Origin of the sequence: Variovorax sp. V35, assembly GCF_041154465.1 — a bacterium.
Classification (GTDB): Bacteria; Pseudomonadota; Gammaproteobacteria; order Burkholderiales; family Burkholderiaceae_C; genus Variovorax; species Variovorax boronicumulans.
The window spans coordinates 7,010,402-7,025,968 of the sequence record NZ_AP028666.1 but is presented as its reverse complement, the minus strand read 5'-3'; the positions used below and the strand labels follow the sequence as shown (position 1 = coordinate 7,025,968).

The following is a 15,567-nucleotide window of genomic DNA, read 5'->3' as shown; positions in this document are numbered from 1 at the left end:
CCGCCACCCACGCAGCAAAAAGCCCGGCATGCCGGGCTTTTTCTTTGGGGCGACGGTTGATGCGCTTCAGGTCCAGCCGGCGTCCACCACGTAGTCCTGCGCGGTGCACATGCGCGAATCGTCGGCCGCGAGGAACAGCGCCATCGCGGCGATGTCTTCCGCCATCACACGCCCCGGCAGGCATTGCGCCGCATCGATCTCCGCGCCCGACTCGGGCTTCACCCATAGCTTGATCTGCCGCTCGGTCATCACCCAGCCCGGCATGATCGTGTTGACCCGGATGTTCTGCTTGCCCAGGTCGCGCGCCAGCGAGCGCGTGAGGCCGATCACGCCCGCCTTGCAGGCCTGGTAGACCGGGTAGCCGCGGCCCTTCATGAGCCAGCTGATCGAGCCGAAGTTGACGATCGAGCCGCCACCCAGCGCGCGCATGTCGTCGGCCACGGCCTGCGCGGCAAAGAACTGGTGCTTGAGGTTGACGGCCACGAGGCGGTCGAAGTCGTCGCTGGTCACGTCGGCCATCTCGTGGCGCCGGTCGTTGGCGGCGTTGTTCAGCAGCACCGACACCGGCCCGAAGCGTTGGCGCACCGCGTCGATGGCGGCGGCGAGGGCGGCCGTGTCGGTCACGTCGCAGGGCACGAACAGCGCGGGGTGCGCGCCCTGCAGCTGCGCGGCGAGCGCATCGCCGGCGGCCGTGTCGAGGTCGCAGAAGCCGACCTTCGCGCCCTGGGCATGAAAGGCACGCACCAGCGATTCGCCGATGCCGCTGGCGCCGCCCGAGATGAACACGGTGCGGCCGGCCAGCGAGGGGTAGCGGGCGGTATAGGCCGTGGGTGGGGAGGCGTTGGTCATGAGGGTGAGGACAACCGCAGTGAAGACAGGGCAAGCGTACCGGATGACGGCGTCCCTGCTGCCGGCCGGGCCTCCACCCGGCGTATGGCTTCCGGCCTGTGGGCAGGGCGCCGTGGCAGGCATACGCTTCGGCCCATGAGCTCCTTCAACCGCCGCTTGGTCCTCTGCCTCGCGCTTCTTCCGGCCGCCTTCGCGGCGCGGCACGTCCGCGCGCAGGCGCAGGCACCGGCGCCCGCGCTGCTCTTCAAGGTGATCTCGCCGCGCGACGACATCGTGGTGGGCATCGAGGCGGCCCAATTGGGCGCCAGCGCGGCGCCGCCCGTGCAGCGGCTGGCCGCCATGCTGACCGAGAAGGGTCAGCTCACGCTCTGGCAGTACGCCTCGCAAAAGGACGCCAGCGGGGCGCTGGTGCAGGCGCCGCTCAGGCAGGTCGTGGTCTTCAGGAACGAGCTGCTGCGCATCGAACCCTACGCGACGCCGCTGGCCATCCAGCCGCCGGGCGCCGCGAAGCCCTAGACGCCGCGTGCGCGATCGGCCTTGAACTGCGCGCGGAACGCCGTGAAGGTGCCCGCGTCGAGCGCCGCGCGGATCTCCGTCATCAGGTTCAGGTAGTAGTGCAGGTTGTGGATCGTGCACAGCATCGGCCCGAGCATTTCGCCGCAGCGGTCCAGGTGGTGCAGGTAAGCGCGGCTGAAGCCCTCGCGCCCGCCGTCGTTCCAGCTCACGCCCGAGGTGCCCGCGCAGGCGTGGCAGGTGCAGCTGGGGTCGACCGGCTGCGGGTCATTCTTGTGGCGCGCGTTGCGCATCTTCAGGTCGCCGAAGCGCGTGAACATCGTGCCGTTGCGCGCATTGCGCGTGGGCATCACGCAGTCGAACATGTCCACGCCGTCGGCCACGCCCTGCACCAGGTCCTCGGGCGTGCCCACGCCCATCAGGTAGCGCGGCTTGTTCGCGGGCAGCCGGTGCGGCGTGTGGCCCATGATGTGCAGCATCTCTTCCTTGGGCTCGCCCACGCTCACGCCGCCGATGGCGTAGCCGGGGAAGTCCATGTCGACCAGCGCCGCCAGCGACTCTTCGCGCAGGTTCTCGAACATGCCGCCCTGCACGATGCCGAACAGCGCGTTCGGGTTCGAAAGGCGCGTGAACTCCGCCTGGCAGCGCTTGGCCCAGCGCAGGCTCAGCTCCATCGAGACGCGCGCCTCGGCCTCGGTCGTGATGTGCCCTTTGGTGTCGTAGGGCGTGCACTCGTCGAACTGCATCACGATGTCGCTGTTCAGGATGGTCTGGATCTGCATCGAGACCTCGGGCGTGAGGAACAGCTTGTCGCCGTTGACGGGCGACGCGAACTTCACGCCCTCTTCGCTGATCTTGCGCATCGCGCCCAGCGACCACACCTGGAAGCCGCCCGAGTCGGTGAGGATGGGCTTGTCCCATTTCTCGAACTGGTGCAGCCCGCCGAAGCTCGCCATCACGTCCAGGCCCGGGCGCATCCACAGGTGGAAGGTGTTGCCCAGGATGATCTGCGCGCCCATCTCTTCGAGGCTGCGCGGCATCACGCCCTTGACGGTGCCGTAGGTGCCCACGGGCATGAAGATCGGCGTCTGGACCTTGCCGTGGTTGAGCGTGAGCGTGGCGCGGCGCGCGTGGCTGTCGGGGTCGGTCTTGAGGAGTTCGAAGGTCAGCATGATGTCGTTCAGTCCTGGGTGCGTGCGAGCAGCATGGCGTCGCCGTAGCTGAAGAAGCGGTAGCCGTTGGCGATGGCGTGGGCATACAGCGCCATCACGCGCTCGTAGCCCGCGAAGGCCGAGACCAGCATCATCAGCGTGCTCTTGGGCAGATGGAAGTTGGTCACCAGCACGTCGACGTGTTCGAAGGCGAAGCCCGGCGTGATGAAGATGCGCGTGTCGCCCGTGGCCTCGCCGCTTTTTGCCCACGACTCGAGCGTGCGCACCGTGGTCGTGCCCACGGCGACCACGCGCCCGCCGCGGGCCTTGCATTCGGCAATGGCGCGCTGCGTGGCCTCGGGCACTTCGTAGCGCTCGGCGTGCATCGTGTGTTCGGCGATGTTCTCGGTCTTCACCGGCTGGAAGGTGCCGGCGCCCACGTGCAGCGTGACGTTGGCGCGCTGCACGCCGCGCGCTTCGAGTTCGGCCAGCAGGCCTTCGTCGAAATGCAATGCGGCCGTGGGCGCGGCCACGGCGCCGGGCACGCGCGCGAACACGGTCTGGTAGCGGCTCTCGTCGTCGGCCGAATCGGTGTGCGTGATGTAGGGCGGCAGCGGCACATGGCCGCAGCGCTGCATCAGCGCGTACGGGTCTTCGCCCGCGTCGCTCTCGAAGCCGAAGCGGAACAGCGCGCCGTCTTCCTCGGGCCAGCGGCCCAGCAGCGTGGCGCGAAAGCCGCCCACCATCTCGAGCGTGGTGCCCACGGGCGGCTTCTTGCTGACCTTCATGTGCGCGACCACCTCGTGGCCCTGCAGCACGCGCTCGACCAGCAGCTCGAGCTTCCCGCCGGTCGGCTTCTCGCCGAACAGGCGCGCCTTGACCACGCGTGTGTCGTTGAAGACCAGCAGGTCGCCCGCGCGCAGCAGCGAGGGCAGTTCCTTGAAGATGCGGTCGGCCGGGGCGGGGCCTGTGCCATCGAGCAGACGGGAGGCAGTGCGTTCGGTGGCCGGGTGTTGTGCCACCAGCTCGGGCGGCAGATGGAAATCGAAATCGGAAAGCGTGAAGGCGCGCATGGTGCTTGAGGGCCGGACGGGCCCGTGCCAAGGAGGCATGGGAAAGAGAAAAAGGCGGAGAGCGGCGATTGTCCCATGGCCCGGAATCACGGGCGTCACCTGGGGTTGGCTCGGGGTTGCCGAGGCAGAATCGACGCATGGTCGATTCTTCCGTCGCGCGTGTCACGCCGTCCCCCGCCCCTCCTTCCGAAGGCGAGCTCTTCAAGAAGATCCTGGGCGGCGCCTGGATGGGGCTGCACCCCGACATCCGCCGGCGCTTCGACAAGAACCCCCTCCCGGGCAAGGCGCTGCACTACCTGGGCGCGCTCAGCGAGCTGCGCTGCTCGCGCTTCGGCAAGCTGCTGGGGCACCTCACGCAGCCGATGATCCAGGGCGCGCTGATCCCCTACAGCGACAGCCACTTCCCGGTCGAGATCCAGGTCTACGCCCGGCCCGAGGACCCGGCCATCTACAAGCAGCGCATCTACCGCCTGCACGACCGCAAGCCCATCCAGTTCACCAGCTTCATGCGCGAGAGCGAGCGCGGCGAGGTGCTGGAGTACGTCGGCATGGGGCTGGGCATGAAGCTGGTGCTGAGCGTGGAGCCCAACGGCAGCCTGCATTTCCAGAGCGACGGCTATTTCTGGGAGGTGTTCGGTTGGCGCATTCCGCTGCCGGGCCTGTTCACGCCGGGCAAGACTTTTCTCTGGCACCACAACGAGACGCCCGAGCGTTTCAACATCCGTATCGAGATCCGTCACTGCCTCATGGGCACCACCTTCACGCAGGTCGGCGTGTTCGAGGAAGTGCCGGAGCCGCAGGCGGTGTCCGCATGATCGACACGCACCTGCTGGCCCTGCAGCTCATGGCGGCGCAAGGCGCGCTGGGCGCCTTCGACACGCTCTACCACCACGAAGGCACCGAGGCGCTGCCGCGCCGCGGCACGGCGGGGCGCGAGCTGGCGATCCATGCCACGCGCTCGTCGATTTATTGCGCGCTGTTCCTCGGCCTGTCGGCGTGGGCCTGGCACGGCGCCTGGGCGTGGGTGCTGCTCGCGGTGTTCGGCGTCGAGATCGTGCTCACGCTGTGGGACTTCGTGGTCGAAGACGGCAGCCGCCTGCTGCCGCCCACCGAGCGTGTGACGCACACGGTGCTGGCCATCAACGCCGGCGCGTTCATCGCGCTGCTGGCGATGAGCGCGGTCGGCTGGGCAGCGCAACCGACGGCGATGGTGTGGCAGCCACACGGCTGGCTCAGCGCCTTCCTGGCGTTGTGCGGCGTGGGCGTCGGTATCTCGGGGCTGCGCGACGGTTTCGCGGCGCGCGCCTTGTTCAAGCAGCAGAAGCAGGCGCAGGTGCGCGCCATCGAGGCCCCGGTGCGCTTCGGCACGAAGCCGCAGCAGGTGCTGGTGACGGGTGGCACCGGCTTCATCGGCCAGATCCTCGTGCGCCACCTGCTGGCCGACGGCCATGCGGTGACGGTGTGGACGCGCGACGCGCGCGCCGCCGCCTGGGGCTTCGGTGGCGCGGTGCGCTGTGTGCAGTCGCTCGACCAGATTCCCGCCGCGGACGCCATCGACGTGGTCGTCAACCTCGCAGGCGCGCGCATCCTCGGACAGCGCTGGAGCGCGCGGCGCCAGCGGCAGCTGCTGCAAAGCCGCGAAGGCCTGACGCAGCAGCTCGTCGCCTGGATCGCCATGCGCCCGCGCAAGCCGTGGCTGCTGCTCTCGGGCTCGGCCATCGGCTACTACGGCGTGCAGCCGCAGGGCGACGCCACCGAGCTCGCCGAAGACGCGCCGCCGCAGGACATCTTCATGTCGACGCTGTGCCAGCGCTGGGAGCAGGCCGCGCACGCGGCCGTGGCGCACGGCGTTCGCGTGGCCTGCCTGCGCTTCGGCTTCGTGCTGGGCCACCAGGGCTCGCTGCCGCAGCTGCTGATGCCGGTGCAGCTGGGCATGGGCGGTCGTCTGGGCAGCGGGCAGCAGTGGCTGTCGTGGGTGCATGTGCATGACCTCATCCGCGCCATCGCGCATGTGTGGACCGTGACCGAGCCTGCCACCGGCCCGGCCACCGCGCAGGCCTTCAACGTCGCCGCGCCGGGTGCAGTCAGCCAGGAGGCCTTCACCCGCGTCGCCGCCGGCGTGTTGCACCGCCCCTGCTGGATGCCCACGCCCGCCGCGCCCGTGAAGCTGCTGCTCGGCGAGCAGGCCGATCTGTTGCTCGAAGGCCAGCGCGTGGTGCCGGCGCAGCTGCTGCGCAGCGGCTTCCAGTTCATGTTTCCCGATGCCCGCAGCGCCTTGACGGACCTTTGCCGTCCACGCTAGAAGCCTTGTCCGTGCCCGCCAAGAAAGAACCGACTCCCCCTGCCGCGCCGGCGTCGCCGCCCGGCACCGGCCTGAGCCTCGTGCAGCGCGCGCTGCGCAAGCTCGGCCTCGTGCGCGACATCGACTTCGCGCTCTACCTGCCGATGCGCTACGAGGACGAGACGCGCATCGTGCGCCTGGCTGACACGCGCGACGGCGACATGGCGCAGGTCGAGGGCGTGGTCACCGAGTGCGAGGTGGTGTACCGCCCGCGCCGCCAGCTCATCGCCACCATCGACGACGGCAGCGACACGTGCCAGCTGCGCTTCTTCAACTTCTATCCCTCGCAGCAAAAGCAGTTGGCGGTGGGCGCCAAGGTGCGCGTGCGCGGCGAGATGCGCGGCGGTTTCGTGGGGCGGCAGATCATGCACCCGACCGTCAAGGCGGCCGGCACGGCGCTGCCCAATGCGCTCACGCCCGTGTACTCGACCGTGGCCGGGCTCGCGCAGCCGGTGCTGCGGCGCGAGGTGCGCTCGGGCCTGGCGCGCGCGCTGCTCGACGAGACGATTCCGGTGCAGATCGGCCTGCGCGGCGCGTGGGACCTGCGCAGCGCGCTGAGCTTCCTGCACTACCCGACGCCCGATGTGTCGATCGCCGCGCTCGAAGACCACAGCCACCCGGCGTGGCAGCGCATCAAGGCCGAGGAGCTGCTGGCGCAGCAGCTCTCGCAGCTGCAGGCGCGGCTGGAGCGCGCGGCGCAGCGTGCGCCGGTGCTGCCTGCGTCCACCGACGCGGCGGCGAGTTCGCTGCATGCGCAGTTGCTCGCCGTGCTGCCCTTCGGCCTCACCGGCGCGCAGCAGCGCGTGGGCGAGGAGATCACGGCCGACCTGCACCGCCAGATCCCGATGCACCGCCTGCTGCAGGGCGACGTGGGCTCGGGCAAGACCGTGGTCGCGGCGCTGGCCGCGGCGCGCTGCATCGACGCGGGCTTCCAGTGCGCGCTGATGGCGCCGACCGAAATCCTCGCGGCCCAGCACTTCGGCAAGCTGGTCGGCTGGCTCGATCCGCTGCTGGCCGAGCGCGGCCTGCGCGTGGCCTGGCTCACGGGCAGCCAGAAGAAGAAGGAACGCGACGAGATGTCGGCCGCCGTCGAGAGCGGCGAGGCCGCGTTGGTCATCGGCACGCATGCGGTCATCTCGGAGAAGGTGCGCTTCAAGAGCCTGGCGCTGGCCATCATCGACGAGCAACATCGCTTCGGCGTCGCGCAGCGTCTTGCCTTGCGCGGCAAGGCCGGCGGCGACCTCGAACCGCATCTGCTGATGATGAGCGCCACGCCGATTCCCCGCACGCTCGCGATGAGCTACTACGCCGACCTCGACGTCTCCACGCTCGACGAGCTGCCGCCCGGCCGCACGCCCATCGTCACCAAGCTGGTGGCCGACCACCGGCGCGACGAGGTCATCGACCGCATCCAGGCGCAGATTTCACAAGGCCGGCAGGTCTACTGGGTCTGCCCGCTGATCGAGGAGAGCGAGGCGGTCGACCTGCGCAACGCCACCGAGACGCGCGACGAACTCGCGGGCACGCTGGGCGAACACATCCAGGTCGGCCTGCTGCATTCGCGCATGCCCACGGCCGAGAAGCAGGCGGTGATGGCCGCCTTCACCGCCAACGAGATCCAGGTGCTGGTGAGCACCACGGTGATCGAAGTGGGCGTGGACGTGCCCAACGCCTCGCTGATGGTGATCGAGCATGCCGAGCGCTTCGGCCTCTCGCAGCTGCACCAGCTGCGCGGGCGTGTGGGGCGCGGCGCGGCGGCCTCGGCCTGCGTGCTGCTCTATGCGCCGGGCGACAGCGGTCGCGTGGGCGAGGCGGCACGCGCGCGGCTCAAGGCCATGGCGGAAACCGGCGACGGTTTCGAGATCGCGCGGCGCGACCTCGAGATCCGCGGGCCCGGCGAATTTTTGGGCGCGCGTCAGTCGGGCGCGCCGCTGCTGCGCTTTGCCGACCTCGCGACCGACACGCTGCTGCTCGATTGGGCGCGCGAGCTCGCGCCGGTGATGCTGCAGAAGCACCCCGAGCTGGCGCAGCGCCACATCGACCGCTGGCTCGGCACGAAGGCCGAGTACCTCAAGGCTTGAGAAAACCCAGCAGCCGGTCGAGCCCGCCTTCGTCGATCGCCAGCATGGCGGCCTCGCGCACCAGGGGCTTGGCGTGGTAGGCCACCGACAGCCCGGCCACGCGCATCATCGGCAGGTCGTTCGCGCCGTCGCCCACGGCGATGGCCCGGGCCGGCGATATGCCCATCGCGCGGCAGCACTCGAGCAGCTTGTCCTTCTTGGCCTCGCCGTCGCAGATGTCGCCCCAGGGCTGGGGCAGCATGCGCCCGGTGAGCCGGCCGTCTTCGATCTCCAGCACGTTGGAGCGCGTGTCGTCCAGCTGCAGCCGCTCGCGCAGGCGGTCGGTGAAGAAGGTGAAGCCGCCGCTCAGCAGCACGACGCGCAGGCCGGCCTGCTTGCACGCGGCGATCAGCGTCTCGGCGCCGGGGTTCAGGTGCAGGCGCTGGTCGTACACGGCCTGCAGCGCCGACAGCGGCACGCCGCGCAGCAGGGCCACGCGCCGGCGCAGGCTGTCCTTGTAGTCGGTGATCTCGCCGCGCATCGTGGCCTCGGTGATGGCAGCGACCTCGGGGCCGCAGCCCGCGATGTCGGCGATCTCGTCGACGGTCTCGATGTCGATCAGCGTCGAGTCCATGTCGAAGGCGATCAGCTTGAAGTCCGACAACCGCAGGGTGGGGGAAGAAGAGGTCTGGTTCATGGCGTGGGGTGTGCGGCGTTCCAGTGCTGCGTGCCGAGCCAGTCGACAAACTGCCGTGCCAGCGCGGCCACCGGCCCTTCGGTGCGGTACAGCGCGTAGACGCCCGAGGCGGGCAGGCGCGGTTCGGGAAACACCAGGCGCAGCCGGTCGGCGCGGATGTCTTCCTCGAGCAGGCACCAGGGCGCCAGCGCGAGCCCCAGGTCGTTCATGGCGGCCTGCATGCACAGGAACTGGTGGTCGAACACGGGGCCCGGCAGCTGGGGCGGCACGCGCACGCCGGCCAGCTCGAACCAGCGCGGCCAGTTCTCCACTTCGCCGGCGGCCTGCAGCAGCGGGTGGCCCAGGCAGTCGGCCATGCTGGCGATGCGGTGCCGCTCGATGAAGCGCGGCGACGCCACGGCCACGAGGTGGTCGTCCAGGCAGCGCACGCAGGTGTGGTCGGGGCGCTGCATGGGAATGCGGCGGATCAGCACGTCGCTGCCGGCCTCGGCCTGGTCGAAGAACTGCCGGCCCAGGGTCGACAGCTGCACGTCGGTCTGCGGCGCCAGGGCCTGGAAGCCGGCCAGCCGCGGAATGAGCCACTTCATCGCCAGCGAGGGCGTGGTGCACACGCGCAGGCTGGCGCGCTGGTGGGGCGACTTCAGCGCGGCCGTGGCGCTGGCGATGCGGTCCAGGCTGGCCTGCACCTCGGCGAAGTAGTCGCGCGCATGCGGCAGCAGCGTCGCGCCGCGGGCCTCGCGCGCGAACAGCGGCTGGCCCAGGTAGTCCTCCAGCAGGCGGATCTGCTGGCTGACGGCGCTGTGCGTGATGCTGAGTTCGTCGGCGGCCGCGGTGAAGTTGGCATGGCGCGCCGCCGCTTCGAAGGCGCGCAGCGCCTTCAAAGGGGGGAGGCGTCGGGTCACCACATGCGTACCTTGGCGAGCGGGCTTGTCTTCCTCATGTTCTTTTCGTGTTCGGTTGCGTGCCGCCCGGGGTCGGAGGCCGGCGCGCATCGTAGACCGGGAAGCCTGCAGAAAAACTAACCGGCCGCCTTAAAAAATACGGCTGGTGGCACGCAGGGGGCGCACCTAGCATCGCGCTTCCTTCCACCCTGAACAAGAGACATGGCTTCCATCACCATCGACAACGTCGTGAAGCAGTTCGCCAACCAGACGGTGCTGCAGAACCTGTCGCTGCATGTGCCCGATGGCGCCTTCTACACCCTGCTGGGCCCCAGCGGCTGCGGCAAGACGACCCTGCTGCGCTGCATCGCGGGCTTCAACGAGCCCGACGGCGGACGCATTCTTTTCGACAAGGACGACGTGACGCGCGTGTCCACCCACCACCGCGACATCGGCATGGTGTTCCAGGACTACGCGCTGTTCCCCGACAAGACGGCCTTCGACAACGTGGCCTACGGCCTGCGCGCGCGCAAGGTGCCCAAGGCCGAGATCGCCCGGCGCGTCAACGAGGCGCTGGACAAGGTGAGCCTGCTGGCACTGGCCGACCGCTACCCGGCGCAGATGAGCGGCGGCCAGCGCCAGCGCGTGGCGCTGGCGCGTGCGCTGGTGATCCGCCCGCGCGTGCTGCTGATGGACGAGCCGCTGTCCAACCTCGACGCCAAGATGCGCCTGCAGATGCGCGACGTGATCCTGGACCTCGTGCGCGAAGCCGGCATCACCACCGTGTTCGTCACGCACGACCAGGAAGAGGCGCTGGCCATGTCCGACCGCATCGCCATCATGGACCGCGGCAGCATCGCGCAGCTGGGCACGCCCGAGGAGCTGTACGGCACGCCGGTGAACGCCTACGTGGCGGACTTCATCGGCTCGGCCAACGTGATCCCGGTGCCGGCCGAGTCCGCCGGCGGGGCCGCGTCGCACGTGCGCTACCAGCTGTGCGGCCAGCAGCTCGACGGTAAGCAGGGCGGCGCCGCGCTGGGCGCGCAGGGCATCCTCATCGCGCGCCCCGAGGCGCTGTCGCTGATGGCGCCCGCGCCCCACGTGCCCAACGCCATCGCGGGCGAGGTGCTGCGCCGCCAGTACCTGGGCTTCAAGACCGCCTACCGCATCCGGCTGCACGACCAGTCGGAGATCCGCGTCGAGCTGCACGCCGGCAACATGGTGGCCGACTTCCAGGCCGGCGATGCGGTGCAGGTGCTGGTGCCGGCCGACAGCCGCGTCGTCGCCGCCTGAACGGACACGCACGCCATGAAAATCAACTGGTGGCCCTGGGGTTTCCTGACCCTGCTCAGCCTCGTGCTGCTGCTGTTCTTCGTGTTCTACCCGCTGGGCACGCTGTTCGTGAACAGCGTGCGCGACGAGTCGGGCGTGTTCTCGCTGTCCGGCTTCATCACCTTGCTGCAGGACAGCGAATACCTGCTTGCGTTCCGCAACACGCTGGTGCTCGGCGTGTCGGTCACGGCCTGCACCGTGGCCGTGGGCGTGCCCTTCGCCTACATGGTGGCGCGCTACGACTTCCCGCTGAAGAACCTGGTGGCGGTGCTGCCGATCATGACCATCGTGATCCCCGAGATCATCGTCGGCCAGTCGTGGCTGCTGCTGCTGGGCAACAACGGGCTGGTGACCAACCTGCTCGCGGGCGCGGGCATCACGCTGCCGACCTTCTACGGCTGGACCGGCATGGTGTTCTCCATGACCTTGGTCTACTACACCTACATCTACCTGGGCGTGCTGGCCGCGCTGCGCGGCTTCGACGGCCAGCTCGAAGAGGCCGGCCTGAGCCTGGGCACCTCGCCGCTGGTGACCAAGCTGCGCGTGCTGGTGCCGGTGATCCTGCCGGCGGTGCTGGTCAATGCGCTGGTGGTGTTCACGCTGGTGGTGGGCAACTTCGCGCTGTCGGTGGTGCTGGGCAGCAGCGTGCCGCTGCTGTCGGTCATGACGTACAACGCCTTCGTCGGCGAGATGGGCGGCAGCCCCACGCTGCAAAGCGCGATGTCGGTGGTGTCCATCGGCATCGTGGCCATCGTGCTGTTCTTCCAGAAGCGCGTGGTCGAACGCAAGATCTACACGATGACGCAGGGCCGCGCGCCCGCCGTGGTGCGCGTGCGCTCGGGCGCGGCGGTGTTCTACACGCTCAGCGTGGGCGTGATCATCGTGCTGTCGATGCTGCCGCTGCTCATCGTCTTCGTGGGTGCGTTCACCGAGACCAGCGGGCCCGTGATGCGCTGGGGCCAGTGGTCGCTGTCCAGCCTGGAACGCGCGCTGCGCGGTGCGCCCGAGCCGATCATCAACTCGCTGAAGTTCGCCTCGATGGCGACGGTGGTGGGCGTGGCCTTCGCGGTGCTCGTGAGCTACCTGACGATCAAGAAGCGCAACCCCTTCACGCAGCTGCTGGACTACATCGTGGTGCTGCCGCTGACCATCTCGGGCACGGTGCTGGGCATTGCGCTGGTGCAGACCTTCAACACCGGCTGGCTGGTGCTGGCGGGCACCTCGGGGATCATGGTGCTGTGCTACACGGTGCGCCGCCTGCCCTTCGCGGTGCGCAATGCGTCGTCGACGCTGTTCAACATCTCGGACTCCATCGAGGAGGCCTCGATCAGCCTGGGCGTGTCGCCGCTGAAGACCTTCTTCAAGGTGCTGCTGCCGGCCATGAAGGCCTCGATCATCTCGGCCGCCATCCTGATGTGGGTGACCACGATCTCGGAGCTTTCGGCCTCCATCGTGGTCTACACGGGCGGCCTGGAGACCATGCCCATCGCCATCTTCCGCCAGGTCGACGGCGGCCGCCTGGGCCTGGCCTCGGCCTACGGCGCGGCGCTGGTCAGCGTGATCCTGCTGCCCATCGTGGTGGCGATCAAGGTGTTCCGCATCAACCTCTTCTCCAGCAAATGACCCACCCATTCACTTCAACCTGCGAGGTTTTCATGTCCTTCAAGTCCCTGGCGAAATGCGCGTTCGCGACCCTGGCCCTCACGGCGGGTGTGGCGGGTGCGCAGACGGTGGTGCTCTATTCGTCCAACAACACCGAAACCGTCGAGACCGCGCTGGCCGTGGTCAAGAAGAAGACGCCCGGGCTCACGGTGCAGCAGGTCACGGGCGGCACCGGCACGCTGATGAAGCGCATCCAGGCCGAGGCGAAGAACCCGCGCGGCGACGTGCTGTGGAGCGGCGGCTTCGGCACGCTGGGCGCCTACAAGGACCAGATGGCGCCCTACAAGTCGCCCGACCTCGCGGCCGTGCCCGCGGCCTTCCGCGGCCCGAACGACCTGTGGGTCGGCACCAACGTGCACGTCATGGTGATGATGGTCAACGAGCGCCAGCTCAAGGGCATGCCCGCGCCCAAGACCTGGTCGGACCTGATGCGCCCCGAGTGGAAGGGCAAGTTCGCCATCACCGACCCGAGCAAGAGCGCCACGGCCTACATGCTGGTGTATGGCCTGCTCAAGCAGTTCGGCCGCGACGGCCTGGGCAAGCTGGCGGCCAACGCGGTCGTCACCGCCTCGTCGGGCAGCACCTACAAGGGCGTGGCCGCCGGCGAGTACCCGGTGGGCCTGACCATCGAGTACGCGGCGCAGGAGTACGTGGCGGGCGGCCAGAAGGAGATCAAGCTGGTCTATCCCACCGAGGGCAGCTACCTGGCGCCCGAAGGCATGTTCATCGTGAAGGGCGCGAAGAACATGGACGCCGCCGTCGCGCTCTACAACGGCCTGCTGAGCAAGGAGACGCAGCAGGAGCTGCTGGTGAAGAACTTCCGCCGTCCGGTGCGCAGCGACATCGCGGTGTCCAAGCTCACCTCGCTGCCCGACCTGAGCGCCATCAAGGTCTTCCCGCTCGACCAGGAAGCGGCCTCGGCGGAGTACGAGCAGCTCGTGGCGCTGTGGAACCTGGCGGTGAAGGCGCGGTGACGAGCACGGCGAAGGCGCCTTCGACGCCGGTCAGCGCCTTCGATCTGTTCAAGATCGGCATCGGCCCCTCGAGCTCGCACACGGTCGGGCCGATGATCGCGGCGCGGCAGTTCGCCTGCCTGCTGCAATCGCGGGGCCTGCTGCCGCAGGTGGCCGCGCTGGTGACGCAGCTGTATGGCTCGCTGAGCGCCACCGGGCGCGGCCACGGCACCGACCGCGCCGTGCTGCTCGGGCTCGCAGGCCACCGGCCGGACCGGATCGACCCCGACACCATCGAGCCCGCCATCGCGGCCATCCGGCGCGAGCGGCGGCTGCACCTGCTCGGCACGCACGCCGTGGCGTTCGACGAGAAAGAGCACCTGCTCTTCCTGCGCAAGAGCCTGCCCCGGCACCCGAACGGCCTGCGCTTCATCGCGCTCGACGCGCAGGGCCAGACCTTGGCTGAGGCGGACTACTTCTCGGTCGGCGGCGGCTTCGTCGTCGATGCACAGGGCGAGGGCGTGCGCAACGAAGCCGGCGTGCAGCGCCCGGCTCCGGCCGCGCTGCCCTTTGCCTTCGACACCGGCGCGGAGCTGCTGGCGCAATGCCGCGCGCAGGGCCTGTCGGTCGCCGCGCTGATGATGGCCAACGAAACGCAGTGGCGGCCACAGGCCGAGGTGCGATCGGAATTGCTGCAGGTGTGGGACGCGATGGCCGGCGCCGTGCGGCGCGGCTGCGCGAGCACCGGCACCTTGCCCGGGCGCATGCAGGTGCGGCGGCGAGCGGCCGACCTGTTCGGGCAGCTGCAGGGCAGCGGCACCGCGCAGGCCGCGCTCGACCCGCTCGCGGCGATGGACTGGGTCAACCTGTACGCCATGGCCGTCAACGAAGAGAACGCGGCCGGCGGGCGCGTGGTCACCGCGCCCACCAACGGCGCGGCGGGCGTGATCCCGGCGGTGCTGCATTACCACCAGCGCTTCTTTCCCGGCGCGGGCGACGAGGCGGTGGTCGAGTTTTTGCTCACCGCCGCCGCCATCGGCATCCTCTACAAGAAGAACGGCTCGCTCTCGGGCGCCGAGGTCGGTTGCCAGGGCGAGGTCGGTGTCGCCTGCTCGATGGCGGCGGGCGCGCTCGCCGCGGTGATGGGTGGCACGCCGGGCCAGGTCGAGAACGCCGCCGAGATCGGCATGGAACACAACCTGGGCATGACCTGCGACCCGGTCAGCGGGCTGGTTCAGATCCCGTGCATCGAGCGCAACGCGATGGGCGCGGTGAAGGCCATCAACGCGGCGCGCATGGCCCTGCGCGGCGACGGCTCGCACTTCGTGTCGCTGGACAAGGTCATCCAGACCATGATGCAGACCGGCGCGGACATGAAGACCAAGTACAAGGAAACCTCGCGCGGCGGCCTCGCCGTGAACATCGTCGAGTGCTGACCGCCGCGCGGCCGACCACTCAAGCAGGCCGGCGCGTGAACGCGAGGACCAGCCCGAAGCCGACCATCATGCTGCCGCTCACGCGGTTGAACCAGCGCATCGCGCGGCTGCCATTGGCCAGGCGGCGCATGCGCGCACCGAGCAGCGCATACAGCGCGATCGCGACCAGCTCGAACACCAGGATCGCCTTCGGGTTGCCGGCCGCCACCGTGAACTCCTGGCGCACCAGCGCGCGCATCGACGGCGGTGCGGCCTCGTGCGCCTGCACTTGCGCGGTCGGTGCCGGCGCGCGCAGCAGCCGGACGCCGATCCACACGAGGTACGCGGCGCCGATGTACTTGATGACATCGAAGGCCAGCTCCGACGCCACCAGCACCGCGCCCATGCCCAGGCCCGCGATGGCGATCATGACCGCGAAGGCCACGAGCCGGCCGCTCGCCGCGATCACCGCCGGCGACACGCCGTGCTTGGCGCCGTTGGTGACCGACAGCAGGTTGTTGGGGCCGAACGCCATGTTGATGGCGAAGCAGGCGGGCAGGAACAGCAGGTAGGCGGACAGGGTCATGGCGCATCCGGCGGTGGGGGTGGCGGGGTGGTCATTATTTCAGCACCTCGCCCG

The 15,567-nt window shown here is 69.4% G+C and carries 14 protein-coding genes; 8 read left to right on the top strand and 6 right to left on the bottom strand.

Features of this window, described 5'->3' with window-relative positions; genetic code table 11:
• Positions 1-66: 66 nt before the first annotated feature.
• Entirely contained in the window at positions 67-849 is a 783-nt protein-coding gene (locus ACAM42_RS32505) for an SDR family NAD(P)-dependent oxidoreductase (protein ID WP_369630603.1), read from the bottom strand.
• A gap of 135 nt (positions 850-984) precedes the next feature.
• Between ACAM42_RS32505 and ACAM42_RS32500 the strand changes: the two genes are divergently transcribed.
• Positions 985-1,365, top strand: a complete 381-nt coding sequence (locus tag ACAM42_RS32500; RefSeq protein WP_369630602.1) for a hypothetical protein — start codon at positions 985-987, stop codon at positions 1,363-1,365.
• Here ACAM42_RS32500 and tgt read toward each other — a convergent pair.
• Positions 1,362-2,534 carry a tRNA guanosine(34) transglycosylase Tgt gene (tgt, locus tag ACAM42_RS32495; protein ID WP_369630601.1) on the bottom strand — a complete coding sequence of 391 codons (1,173 nt, stop codon included), beginning with the start codon at positions 2,532-2,534 and terminating at the stop codon, positions 1,362-1,364. The two genes, ACAM42_RS32500 and tgt, sit on opposite strands and share 4 nt — an antisense overlap.
• Before the next feature lie 8 nt (positions 2,535-2,542).
• Entirely contained in the window at positions 2,543-3,586 is a 1,044-nt protein-coding gene (gene queA / locus ACAM42_RS32490) for a tRNA preQ1(34) S-adenosylmethionine ribosyltransferase-isomerase QueA (RefSeq protein ID WP_307637658.1), read from the bottom strand.
• A 137-nt stretch (positions 3,587-3,723) separates the two neighbouring features.
• On the opposite strand from queA, the gene ACAM42_RS32485 reads away from it, so the two are divergent.
• From ACAM42_RS32485 to recG, 3 genes are read left to right on the top strand one after another with little or no spacing between them, the layout of a single operon-like run.
• Positions 3,724-4,401, top strand: coding sequence for a DUF4166 domain-containing protein (locus ACAM42_RS32485; RefSeq protein WP_369630600.1), 678 nt, complete (start codon positions 3,724-3,726; stop codon positions 4,399-4,401).
• Entirely contained in the window at positions 4,398-5,888 is a 1,491-nt protein-coding gene (locus tag ACAM42_RS32480; RefSeq protein ID WP_369630599.1) for a TIGR01777 family oxidoreductase, read from the top strand. The genes ACAM42_RS32485 and ACAM42_RS32480 overlap by 4 nt, the downstream gene beginning before the upstream one ends.
• 11 nt (positions 5,889-5,899) lie before the next feature.
• Positions 5,900-8,008, top strand: coding sequence for an ATP-dependent DNA helicase RecG (gene recG, locus ACAM42_RS32475; RefSeq protein WP_369630598.1), 2,109 nt, complete (start codon positions 5,900-5,902; stop codon positions 8,006-8,008).
• On the opposite strand, the gene serB is transcribed toward recG, so the two are convergent.
• Positions 7,998-8,684 carry a phosphoserine phosphatase SerB gene (serB, locus tag ACAM42_RS32470; RefSeq protein ID WP_369630597.1) on the bottom strand — a complete coding sequence of 229 codons (687 nt, stop codon included), beginning with the start codon at positions 8,682-8,684 and terminating at the stop codon, positions 7,998-8,000. The two genes, recG and serB, sit on opposite strands and share 11 nt — an antisense overlap.
• The gene (locus tag ACAM42_RS32465; RefSeq protein ID WP_369630596.1) at positions 8,681-9,589 is read right to left on the bottom strand and encodes a LysR substrate-binding domain-containing protein; all 909 of its coding nucleotides are present in this window, start codon (positions 9,587-9,589) and stop codon (positions 8,681-8,683) included. Before ACAM42_RS32465 ends, serB begins: the two co-directional genes overlap by 4 nt.
• A gap of 198 nt (positions 9,590-9,787) precedes the next feature.
• On the opposite strand from ACAM42_RS32465, the gene ACAM42_RS32460 reads away from it, so the two are divergent.
• Genes ACAM42_RS32460 through ACAM42_RS32445 form a run of 4 tightly spaced genes read left to right on the top strand, consistent with a single transcriptional unit; the run spans position 9,788 to position 14,948 of the window.
• Positions 9,788-10,858, top strand: coding sequence for an ABC transporter ATP-binding protein (locus ACAM42_RS32460; protein WP_062477439.1), 1,071 nt, complete (start codon positions 9,788-9,790; stop codon positions 10,856-10,858).
• 15 nt (positions 10,859-10,873) lie between these two features.
• A complete protein-coding gene (locus tag ACAM42_RS32455; protein WP_369630595.1) occupies positions 10,874-12,520 on the top strand; it encodes an ABC transporter permease in 1,647 nt (548 codons plus the stop codon).
• A 32-nt stretch (positions 12,521-12,552) separates the two neighbouring features.
• Positions 12,553-13,533, top strand: a complete 981-nt coding sequence (locus tag ACAM42_RS32450; RefSeq protein ID WP_095950356.1) for an ABC transporter substrate-binding protein — start codon at positions 12,553-12,555, stop codon at positions 13,531-13,533.
• Positions 13,530-14,948 (top strand): L-serine ammonia-lyase, encoded by a 1,419-nt coding sequence (locus tag ACAM42_RS32445; protein ID WP_369630594.1) that lies wholly within the window; start codon positions 13,530-13,532, stop codon positions 14,946-14,948. The genes ACAM42_RS32450 and ACAM42_RS32445 overlap by 4 nt, the downstream gene beginning before the upstream one ends.
• Positions 14,949-14,967: 19 nt before the next feature.
• Here the strand turns inward: ACAM42_RS32445 and ACAM42_RS32440 are convergent, their stop codons facing one another.
• Positions 14,968-15,513 (bottom strand): LysE family translocator, encoded by a 546-nt coding sequence (locus ACAM42_RS32440; RefSeq protein WP_369630593.1) that lies wholly within the window; start codon positions 15,511-15,513, stop codon positions 14,968-14,970.
• Between the last annotated feature and the right edge of the window lie 54 nt (positions 15,514-15,567).